Source organism: Sphingomonas endophytica (assembly GCF_001476895.1).
GTDB classification, from domain to species: domain Bacteria; phylum Pseudomonadota; class Alphaproteobacteria; order Sphingomonadales; family Sphingomonadaceae; genus Sphingomonas; species Sphingomonas endophytica_A.
Map to the genome: position 1 here is coordinate 21018 of NZ_LDTB01000012.1, position 10143 is coordinate 31160.

Below are 10143 nucleotides of genomic sequence, written 5' to 3' on the forward strand. Positions count from 1 at the left end.
TTGAGCAAGCGCTTTGCGCGCGCCCGGCGCGCCGCTACAGCGCACGCGTTACGAAAGGAGCCGCGCATGGCACACCGTCAACCGATCGCCGACCTCGCGCTGCGCCTGCTCGGCAAGCCGCAGCATTCGCTGGATGCCGAGGAACGCCGCGTCCTCGACATGATGGACGCTGGCACCACGGTCAGCCGCGACGCCGCCGACGAGGCCGATCTGCGCGCCAGTTTCGGCGATCGCCTGGCGGACAAGGTCGCGGCGGTCGGCGGGTCGTGGGGGTTCATCATCGGCTTCACGGTGGTGCTGTTCGGCTGGATGCTGCTGAACACCGACGTGCTCGAGCATTTCGGGATGCAGTTCGATCCCTATCCCTACATCTTCCTCAACCTGATGCTGTCGACGCTGGCGGCGGTGCAGGCGCCGGTCATCATGATGAGCCAGAACCGGCAGGCGGCGAAGGATCGGCTGGCGGCAAGCCTGGATTACGAGACCAATCTGCGGGCCGAGCTGGAGATATTGCGGCTCCACGAGAAGCTCGACCTGATCGTGGCGGAACGGCTGGCGACGCTGGAGGCGAAAATCGACCGCTTGGCGAATGGCGGTCCCAGCGCCTAAAGGCGGAGGATTATCCGTCAGAGGCGATCATGGCAGGCCATTCCAAGTTCAAGAACATCATGCACCGCAAGGGCGCGCAGGATAAGAAGCGCTCCGGCATGTTCTCCAAGCTCAGCCGCGAAATCACCGTGGCGGCGAAGATGGGGATGCCCGATCCCGACATGAACCCGCGCCTGCGCGCGGCGGTGAACGCCGCCAAGGCGCAGTCGATGCCCAAGGACAATATCCAGCGCGCGATCGACAAGGCGTCGAAGGGCGATACCGAAAATTACGAGGAAATCCGCTACGAGGGCTTCGGCCCCGGCGGGGTGAGCCTGATCATCGAGGCGCTGTCCGACAACCGCAACCGCACCGCGACCAACGTGCGCACCGCGGTGTCGAAGAACGGCGGCAATCTGGGCGCGAGCGGTTCGGTCAGCCACGGCTTCGACCGGATGGGCCTCATCAATTATCCGGCGAGCGCGGGCGACGCCGAGAAGGTGTTCGAGGCCGCGCTGGAGGCCGGGGCCGAGGACGTGACCTCGACCGAGGAAGGCCATGAGATCTGGACCGAACAGGCGTCGCTCCACGAAGTCGCTAAGGCGCTGGAGCCGGTGCTGGGCGAGGCCGAGGGCGCGAAGCTGGCATGGCGTCCGCAGACGATGGTCGAGGTCAGCGAGGCGGATGCCGCGACCTTGTTCAAGCTGATCGACGCGCTGGACGACGACGACGATGTGCAGACCGTGTGGGGCAATTACGAAGTGTCCGACGAGGTGATGGCGAAGCTGGGGTGATGGTATCGGCGGGGGGCGTGCGGCGCGCGCTTGCCTCCGCCGGCGTTCACGCGAAGCCGAGAAGATTTTGTTCTCGCAGAGGCGCGGAGGCGCAGAGAGGTTGCGATGCCGCGCAGCGGCTTTCACTCACAAGCAGCGGAGTGCGACATCTGCGCTGACGCGCGGCGCTTGTCCCCGGCGGAGCCGCTCTGCGCCTCTGCGCCTCTGCGCGAACCAACCTTCTTCGCGTCTTTGCGTCTTCGCGTGCCGACATCATGATCATCCTCGGCCTCGACCCCGGCCTCGGCACGACCGGCTGGGGCGTCATCCGCGCCGAGGGCAACCGCCTGAGCCACGTCGCCAACGGCCAGATCCGCACCGATCCGTCGATGCCGCTCCCGCGCCGGCTCGCGAACCTCTACGCCGCGCTGCTCGACGTGCTGCGCGCCGAGCGCCCCGACGAGGCGGCGGTCGAGGAAGTGCTGGGCAACACCAATGCGCAATCGACGCTGAAGCTGGGGCAGGCGCGCGGCGTCGTGCTGCTGGCGGCGAGCGGCGCGGGGCTGACGATCGGCGAATATCACCCCTCGACCGTCAAGAAGGCGGTGGTCGGCACCGGCGGCGCGGAGAAGCGACAGATTCAGGCGATGATGGCGGTCCTGCTGCCCGGCGCCAAGCTGGCCGGCCCCGACGCGGCCGATGCGCTGGCGGTGGCGATCTGCCACGCCCACCATGTCGCCAGCGCGCAAGGAATGATGCGGCGCGCGCGGGCGGGCGCGTAACGCCGCCGCCCGCGTCCATCAGTCCCGCTGCGACGGAAAGACGGGACTTGTTGATAAGGGGACGCTCGTTGAAGGTGGCAGCAATGGCCCGGCTGGCTTTCCGATCATCCCGCCGATCTATGAGAGCGCAATCTAAGCGTTCACCGTTGCGATGTGCCTCATTTACAGCACGTCGAAGTCGATCGCCCCGTGCCGGTCGAGCCGCTGGTCCGCCGCCGGCAGCGGATATTTCAGCCCTGTCGCGCAATTGAACAGCACGACCTCCTCGTCCTCATCCACCAACCTGTCGCGCAGCGCCTGTCGATAGGCGGCCAGCGTCGCGCCACCTTCCGGGCAGAGCAGCAGCCCGTCGCGTCGCGCGCAATCGTCAACCGCCTTGACGATCGCCGGGTCGCCGACCGCCACCGCCCTGCCGCCGCTCTCGCGCACCGCGCGCAGGATCAGGAAGTCGCCGACCGCGCGCGGTACGCGGATGCCGGCCGCGATCGTGTGCGCGTCCTCCCAGCGTTCGGCGTGCTCCTCGCCCGCTTCGAAGGCGCGCACGATCGGCGCGCATCCCGCCGCCTGCACCGCGAACATGCGCGGCCGTTCCGGACCGATCCAGCCGAGCCGCTCCAGTTCCTCGAACGCCTTCCACATCCCGATCAACCCGGTGCCGCCGCCGGTCGGGTAGAAGATCGCCTTCGGCAGTCGCCAGCCGAGCTGCGCGGCCAGTTCCAGCCCCATCGTTTTCTTGCCCTCGATCCGGTACGGCTCCTTCAGGGTCGAGAAGTCGAACCAGCGTCCTTCCGCCGCCCCCTTGCCGACGATCGCGCCGCAATCGTCGATCAGGCCGTTGACGCGCCACACCCGCGCGCCCTGCGCCGCGATCTCGCGCACGTTCACCTCGGGCGTGTCGTCGGGGCAGAAGACGATCGTCTCGATCCCGACGCGCGTTGCATAGGCGGCAAGCGCGGCGCCGGCATTGCCGTTGGTCGGCATCGCGATTCGCGTGACGCCGAGTTCCTTCGCCATCGCGACCGCCATCACGAGTCCGCGCGCCTTGAAACTGCCGGTCGGCAGCCGGCCCTCGTCCTTCACCCAGACAGTGGGCGCGCCGCTGCTGCCCGGGATCGGGATCAGCGGTGTCTCGATCTCGCCCAGGCTGACGACGTTGCGCGTGTGCCGTACCGGCAGCAGTTCGCGCCACCGCCACAGATCGGTGGCGCGCGCCGCCAGCGCCTCGCGCGGCACGGCGGCGCGGACCGCGTCGAGATCGTATCGCACCAGCAGCGGGCGCCCCGCGCGCGACAGATTGTAGAGCTGCTCGGCCGCGTAGCACTCACCGGTCAGCGAACATTCGAGGTGGGTGACGAACGTCGGGCGATCGGCGGAAAGATTATCGTTCATGGCAGGCGGTTTACCGCGCACGTCCCGTCACTGCCACCCCGCCCCCTCCGCTCCGTCATCCCCCCGCAAGCGGGGATCCAGACGCGCAGCTCTTCGCAAGATTCGCAAGGCCAGAGGCTCGGGATTGCCGCCTCCGGGGGAATGACGGCTGCGGGTGTGGGGGCGACGATAGACGCCCTCACCTCACCCCAGGATATGCATCCACATCGGCTCGCCCATCAGGCTCTGCGACCCGCGCAACCGTTCCAGTGCCGCCGCGACGCAGCGTTCCGGCCCCTCATGGGTGACGATCGCGACCAGCACGCTGCCGTCGCCATTCGCGCCGCGCTGGATCAGGCTTTCGATCGAGACGCCCGCGTCGCGCATCGCCGCCGCGATCTCGGCCAGTACCCCCACCCGGTCGGCGACCGCGAAGCGCAGATAGGCGCGCCCGCGCCGCTCGCCGCTGTCGGCCGCGCCGCTCGTCGCCAGCGCGTCGGCGGGCATGGCGTAGGGAGGTCCGAACTCGCCGCGCGCGATGTCGATCAGGTCGGCGACCACCGCGCTGGCGGTCGGCCCCTCGCCCGCGCCCGCGCCCTGGAACAGCAGGCGACCGACGAAATTGCCCTCCGCGACGACCGCATTGGTCGCGCCCGTGACATGCGCGAGCGGATGGTCGTTGGGGACCAGATGCGCGTGGACGCGCTGGAACAGCCCGTGCGCGTCGGCCTCCGCGACGCCGACCAGCCGCACACGATAGCCGAGCGCCGCCGCCTCGGCGATATCGGCGGCCAGCAGGTGGCGGATCCCGCTGATCGCCACATCGCCGAACGCGGGCGCCGTCCCGAAGGCGAGGCTGGCGAGGATCGACAGCTTGTGCGCGGCGTCCACGCCATCGATGTCGAACGACGGATCCGCCTCGGCGAAGCCCAGCGCCTGCGCCTCGGCCAGCACCTCGGCGAAGTCGCGTCCCTCGGCTTCCATCTTCGATACGATGAAATTGCAGGTACCGTTCAAAATGCCGTAGACGCGCGCGATCGCATTGGCCGCCGCGCCCTCGCGCAGCCCCTTGATGACAGGGATGCCGCCCGCGACCGCCGCCTCGAACTTCAGCGGCTGGCCGGCCGCCTCCGCCGCGCGCGCCAGTTCCAGACCGTGATGCGCCAGCATCGCCTTGTTGGCGGTGACGAACCCCTTGCCCGCCGCCAGCGTGCGCCGCGCCAGCGCCAGCGCCGGGCCGTCCGACCCGCCGATCAGTTCGACCACCACGTCCGCCTCGGCCTCCGCCAGCGAGGCGGTATCGTCGACCCAGGCAAAGCGCGAGAGATCGACGCCGCGATTCTTGGCACGGTCGCGCGCGGACACCGCGACCACCTCGATCGGACGGCCGGCGCGGCGCGTAATCAGCTCGCGGTTCTCGTCCAGCACGCGGATCACCCCGCCGCCGACCGTCCCCAGCCCCGCCAACGCCACCCGCAACGCCTGCGCCATCTTCACCCTCCGTGTCACTGACCTGTGCTGCTAGGCGGTTGCGCGCGGACTGTCGAGCGAGGGTCAGTAACGACGATTGCAATCATTGCAATCATCGGCGCTTTATATTGCACTTGCGTTCAATCGTGGTGCGATGCACAAACGCCGTGCCTTTCAGGCATCCTCTCCTAAAAACTTTTACAGCCGGGCCTTGCCCGGCTTTTTTTTCGGCTCCCGTTCATCTAGGCAGTGATTCGACGCTCCGACAGAGAGCGCGCTGGAGCACACCACAGGACAGGATGCAGCCGGTCGGACCGGCAGCGGCAGGATGGGGGAGAGCGGTCGGCGGGCCGCTCCCCCCGGCGAACCTCACCGATCCACCAGCGACCGGAACATCACCAGCGCATCGACATCGCCCAGTGCCGGATGACGGAATGCGCCCGGCAGGCGCCCGACGATCGCGAACCCCAGCGACTGCCAAAGGTCCACCGCGCGCGTATTGCTGGCGATCACGAAGTTGAACTGCATCGCGCGAAAGCCCCGCGCCCGCGCATGCTCGAAGGAGTGCGTCGCCATGGCGCGCGCCACGCCACGCCCGCGCGCCGCCCCGGCGACGACATAGCCGGCATTGGCGACATGATCGCCGCCGCCAGCCTGATTGGCGCGAAGATGATAGCTGCCCACAATCGCGCCACCGTCGTCCTCGACCACGAAGGCGTCCTTTTCCGGCGCGCACCAGTAAGCGAGCGCCGCCGCCGCGCTCATGTCGCGCGGCAGCGCATAGCTCTCGCCCGCGCGAATCACCGGCAGCAGCAGGGCGGCGAGCCGGTCGCCATCGGCTGCGCTGGCGGGGCGGATCTTCATCGACCGGAGGATAACCGCGGCCAACATCGAACGGCAACATAAGTTCAGCCGTACTGACACGGAAGCCTGTCATGCCGTGCCCGGTGCCGGGTTGGCCGGGGGGACGACGTCTGATGATCCGCCGTTCGATGCGATCGGGGCTGAGCCTGATGCTGCTCGCCTTGTGGAGCCTGTCGGTCGCCGCCGCGCCCGACCCGTTCGCCCACTCGATCGAGGGGACGCAGTTCCAGGGGACACGGCCGCTGACAGGTGAGCTGTTCCACGTCCAGGGGCTGGCGCTCGGCGCGCGGCGGCTGTGGATCACCTCGGTCGATCGACGGCACGGGCGGGGCTATCTTCACGAATTCGACCGCGCGAGCGGGCGCATCGTGCGCCGGATCGAGCTGACCGACGGCGCACGCTTTCACCCCGGCGGCATCTCGATCGACGGTGACTCGATCTGGGTTCCGGTCGCCGAGCTGCGTCCGGACAGTTCGTCGGTGCTGCTGGAGATCGATGCCGCGACCTTGCACGTGCGCCGTCGCATCCGCGTGGCGGACCACCTCGGCTGCGTCGCGGTCGCGCGGGGGCGACTGATCGCCGGCAATTGGGACAGCCGCCTGTTCTACGTCGCCGATCTCTCGGACCTCTCGCGCGTACATGTCGTGCGCAATCCGTCCCGCACCCGTTTCCAGGACATCAAGCTGATCGACGGCACGCTCGTCGCCAGCGGCGCGCAGTCGTGGTGGAGCGGCAGCGTCGACATGATCGACGCGCGGACGATGACGGTGCGCCGCGTGCTCCACGCCGGGTCGATCGGGCCGATCGCGGGCACCTATACCGGCGAGGGCATGGCGATCGAGGGACGCGACCTGTACCTGGTGCCCGAGGACGGCCCCAGCCGGCTGTTCCATTTCCGACTGGATGCGCCGGTGACAACCGCCACCTGAGCGCGTCGGGCAGCCGCGCACCGCCACGCTTCGACGAATTCAGCGAGCGGAAGGCGGCGTGCGTGATCCAACGCGCGTCCATCTACCCGTTTCGACACCCCGCCCCTGTCGCGCGGCGCGTGCCTGTGCCAAGCTGATCGCCATGACGTCCACCGCCGCTTCCCCGTCCCCTGCCGAACTCACGCTGCGCGGCGTGCTCCTCGGCGGGCTCATCACCTTGCTGTTCACCGCCGCCAACGTCTACCTGGGTCTGAAGATCGGGCTGACCTTCGCCACCTCGATCCCGGCCGCGGTCATCTCGATGGCGGTGCTGCGCGCCTTTCGCGATTCATCGATCCTGGAGAACAACATCGTCCAGACCGTCGCCTCCGCGGCGGGGACGCTGGCGGCGATCATCTTCGTGCTGCCCGGGCTGGTCATGATCGGCTGGTGGCAGGGATTCCCGTTCCTGACCACCGCCGCGATCACCGGCACCGGCGGCGTGCTGGGGGTGATGTTCTCGGTGCCGCTACGCCGCGCGCTGGTCGTCGATTCGCCGCTCCCCTATCCGGAGGGCCGGGCCGCCGCCGAGGTGCTGAAGGTCGGTGAGGAAAGCCGCCAGGGCGGGGCGGAAAGCGCCAAGGGCCTGTCGGCGATCATCGCCAGCACGCTGGCGAGCGCCGGCTTCTCGATCCTGACCCAGACGAAGCTGATCGCGGCCGAGGCGACGCACTTCTTCCGTGTCGGCGCCGGGGCGACCGGGATCAGCGCCGGGCTGTCGTTCGCGCTGCTGGGCGCGGGGCATCTGATCGGCCTGTCGGCGGGCATGGCGATCCTGCTGGGCGTCGCGGTCGGCTGGTGGATCGTGCTGCCGATCCTGACCGCCGCCGCACCGCAGGCCGGCGACGTCGCCGCCTGGGCCGGCGGCGTGTTTCGCAGCGACGTGCGCTTCTTCGGCGCGGGGGTGATCGGGGTCGCCGCGATCTGGACGCTGCTGCGGATCGCCGGGCCGGTGATCGGCGGCCTGCGCGCCGCCATGTCGGCGCAGCGTGGCGCCAGCGTCGCGCTGGAGGAGCGCGACCTGCCGATCGGGGTGGTCGCCGCGATCAGCGCGGCGATGCTGGTGCCGATCGCGGTGCTGCTGCATTCGGTGGTCGCGGGCGGCCCGCTGGCGGGCAACGAAGTGGCGCTGGTCGCGGGCAGCCTGATCTTCGTCGCGGTCATCGGCCTCGTGATCGCGGCGGTGTGCGGCTATATGGCCGGTTTGATCGGCGCGTCGAACTCGCCGGTGTCGGGGATCGGCATCCTGTCGGTGATCGCCGCCGCGACATTGCTGGTCGGGCTGTTCGGGCGCGGCGGACCGGCCGACCAGACGCAGGCGCTGGTCGCCTATGCGCTGATCGTCACGGGCATCGTCTTCGGGGTCGCGACGATCTCCAACGACAATCTCCAGGATCTGAAGACCGGGCAACTGGTCGGCGCGACGCCGTGGAAGCAGCAGGTGGCGCTCGTGATCGGCGTCGGATTCGGTTCTGTCGTGGTCCCGCCGGTGATGCAATTGCTCTACACGTCGTTCGGGTTCGCCGGGATGCCGGGCGCGGGGCCGAACGCGCTGGCCGCGCCGCAGGCGGCGCTGATCTCCGCGCTGGCGCAGGGTGTGCTGGGCGGGAATCTGAACTGGACGATGATCGGCTGGGGGGCGCTGGTCGGCGTCGGCGCGATCGCGCTGGACGAGGCGCTGGGGCGCGCCGGCCGGATGCGGCTGCCGCCGCTCGGCGTCGGGCTGGGCATCTATCTGCCGATGAGCGCGACGCTGACCGTCGTGGTCGGCGCGGTGATCGGCCATGTCTATGACAAGGCCGCCGACCGCCGCGCCAATGCCGAGGGCTCGAAGCGGCTGGGCGTGCTGACCGCGACCGGGATGATCGTCGGCGAGAGCCTGTGGAATGTCGTGTTCGCGGGCATCGTCTACGAATCCGGCACCGAGACGCCACTGGCGCTGGTCGAGGGGGCGGAGGCCCGCGCGCTGATCGCCGGGACACTGGTGTTCGCGCTGGTGGCATGGTGGCTGTACCGGCGCACCCGGCGGCTGCACGCGGCATGACCCGCGTCCGGCTGCGCTGGACCGGCGACCGCGGCGCCGGCACCGCCGGCTACACCGCCTATGCGCGCGACCATGAATTGTCCGCCGAGGGTAAGGCGAGCGTCATCGCCGGGTCGTCCGATCCGCGCTTTCGGGGCGACGCGACACGCTGGAACCCCGAGGAATTGCTGCTCGGCGCGATCAGCGCGTGTCATCAGCTCTGGTATCTGCATCTGTGCGCCGACGCCGGGATCGTCGTGACCCACTATCGCGACGAGGCCGATGCGGTGCTGACGCTGGATGCCGAGGGCAACGGACGGATCACCGAAGCGACGCTGCGGCCACAGGTGACGATCGCGGACGGCGACGAGGCGCTAGCGACACGCTTGCACGACGACGCCGGACGGCGGTGCTTCATCGCGCGATCGCTCGCCTTCCCCGTCCGCCATGAGGCGGTCATCAACACCACCGGGCTATGGAAGCGTTAACCATGCCGCGTTAGGCTGGCCGCGATGATCCACCATCTCGTCATGACGGGTACGGCGACGCAGCCCGGGGTATGCCGTTTGGCGCCCCGGCGTGCGCATGCTGCCGTGCCTGTCGTGACGCGATGAGGGCGTGATGCGCGCGCGTCTGCACTGGCTGGCCGCGCTGGCGGTTCTGGTGCGACTGATGGTGCCGGTCGGTTTCATGCCGCACGTCGCCGATGGGCGGGTCGCGATCGTCGCCTGCCCCGGCATCGTCGCGTCGCACGGCCATGCGCATGACAAGGCGCCGGACCACGACGGTTTCGCCAAGCCCTGCGCCTTCGCCGCCGTCACGCTGGCCACCACGATCCTCGCCGCCGTGCTGCTGCTCGCCAGTCCGTTCGCGCGCACGCTGGTCTCGGCCATCCGCCCCACGCCGCCGCCCGCGCGGACCGTGCGCCGATGGCGACCACCGCTCCGCGCACCCCCCGCTTTCTCCTCGATCCGCTGAACCACCATTACGGCCCGCCCGCGCGGGCCGATCGAGGATGATCGTCATGTCCGTTTCCCGAGCCGCAATGCGCGCGGCCGACCTCCAGCGCGCGGTGTGGCGCTGGCACTTCGTCGCCGGCGTGCTGGTGCTGCCGTTCCTGCTGTGGCTGGCGGTGACCGGCGCGCTGTACCTCTACAAGCCCGAGATCGAGCGGCTGGTCTATGCCGACTGGATCCACGTGACGCCGGCCGCGCGCCTGCCGGTGGAGACACTCGCCACCCGCGTCGGCGCGGCGGTCGGCGGACAGGTCACGCAGGTCGAGAAGCCCGCCGACCCCGCCGCCGACG

General features: G+C 69.5%; 11 protein-coding genes. 8 read left to right on the forward strand and 3 right to left on the reverse strand.

Annotated features, from left to right (window positions below; genetic code table 11):
- Positions 1-66 precede the first annotated feature (66 nt).
- From NS334_RS05630 to ruvC, 3 genes are all read left to right on the forward strand, one after another.
- Positions 67-609, forward strand: coding sequence for a DUF1003 domain-containing protein (locus NS334_RS05630; RefSeq protein WP_058754999.1), 543 nt, complete (start codon positions 67-69; stop codon positions 607-609).
- 29 nt (positions 610-638) lie between these two features.
- Complete coding sequence (locus NS334_RS05635; RefSeq protein ID WP_058755000.1) at positions 639-1382, forward strand: YebC/PmpR family DNA-binding transcriptional regulator; 744 nt, start codon at positions 639-641, stop codon at positions 1380-1382.
- A gap of 254 nt (positions 1383-1636) precedes the next feature.
- Positions 1637-2143, forward strand: coding sequence for a crossover junction endodeoxyribonuclease RuvC (gene ruvC / locus NS334_RS05640; protein WP_058755001.1), 507 nt, complete (start codon positions 1637-1639; stop codon positions 2141-2143).
- 162 nt (positions 2144-2305) lie between these two features.
- Here ruvC and NS334_RS05645 read toward each other — a convergent pair whose 3' ends face one another.
- The 3 genes from NS334_RS05645 to NS334_RS05655 all read right to left on the reverse strand — a co-directional run bounded on the left by NS334_RS05645 (position 2306) and on the right by NS334_RS05655 (position 5845).
- Positions 2306-3532 carry a threonine synthase gene (locus tag NS334_RS05645; protein ID WP_058755002.1) on the reverse strand — a complete coding sequence of 409 codons (1227 nt, stop codon included), beginning with the start codon at positions 3530-3532 and terminating at the stop codon, positions 2306-2308.
- A 183-nt stretch (positions 3533-3715) separates the two neighbouring features.
- The gene (locus NS334_RS05650; RefSeq protein WP_058755003.1) at positions 3716-5002 is read right to left on the reverse strand and encodes a homoserine dehydrogenase; all 1287 of its coding nucleotides are present in this window, start codon (positions 5000-5002) and stop codon (positions 3716-3718) included.
- A 348-nt stretch (positions 5003-5350) separates the two neighbouring features.
- Entirely contained in the window at positions 5351-5845 is a 495-nt protein-coding gene (locus tag NS334_RS05655) for a GNAT family N-acetyltransferase (RefSeq protein WP_058755004.1), read from the reverse strand.
- Between the two features lie 113 nt (positions 5846-5958).
- Here NS334_RS05655 and NS334_RS05660 point away from each other — a divergent pair, with 113 nt between their 5' ends.
- The 5 genes from NS334_RS05660 to NS334_RS05680 all read left to right on the forward strand — a co-directional run.
- Positions 5959-6774: a DUF6454 family protein gene (locus tag NS334_RS05660; protein ID WP_058755005.1), complete on the forward strand. Its 816-nt coding sequence runs from the start codon at positions 5959-5961 to the stop codon at positions 6772-6774.
- A 142-nt stretch (positions 6775-6916) separates the two neighbouring features.
- Positions 6917-8857 carry an OPT family oligopeptide transporter gene (locus NS334_RS05665; RefSeq protein ID WP_058755006.1) on the forward strand — a complete coding sequence of 647 codons (1941 nt, stop codon included), beginning with the start codon at positions 6917-6919 and terminating at the stop codon, positions 8855-8857.
- Complete coding sequence (locus tag NS334_RS05670) at positions 8854-9324, forward strand: OsmC family protein (RefSeq protein ID WP_058755007.1); 471 nt, start codon at positions 8854-8856, stop codon at positions 9322-9324. The genes NS334_RS05665 and NS334_RS05670 overlap by 4 nt, the downstream gene beginning before the upstream one ends.
- Positions 9325-9457: 133 nt before the next feature.
- Positions 9458-9814 carry a DUF2946 family protein gene (locus tag NS334_RS05675; protein WP_058755008.1) on the forward strand — a complete coding sequence of 119 codons (357 nt, stop codon included), beginning with the start codon at positions 9458-9460 and terminating at the stop codon, positions 9812-9814.
- Between the two features lie 46 nt (positions 9815-9860).
- Positions 9861-10143 (forward strand): PepSY-associated TM helix domain-containing protein (locus tag NS334_RS05680; RefSeq protein WP_193753010.1); only part of this gene is annotated, 283 nt, incomplete at its 3' end.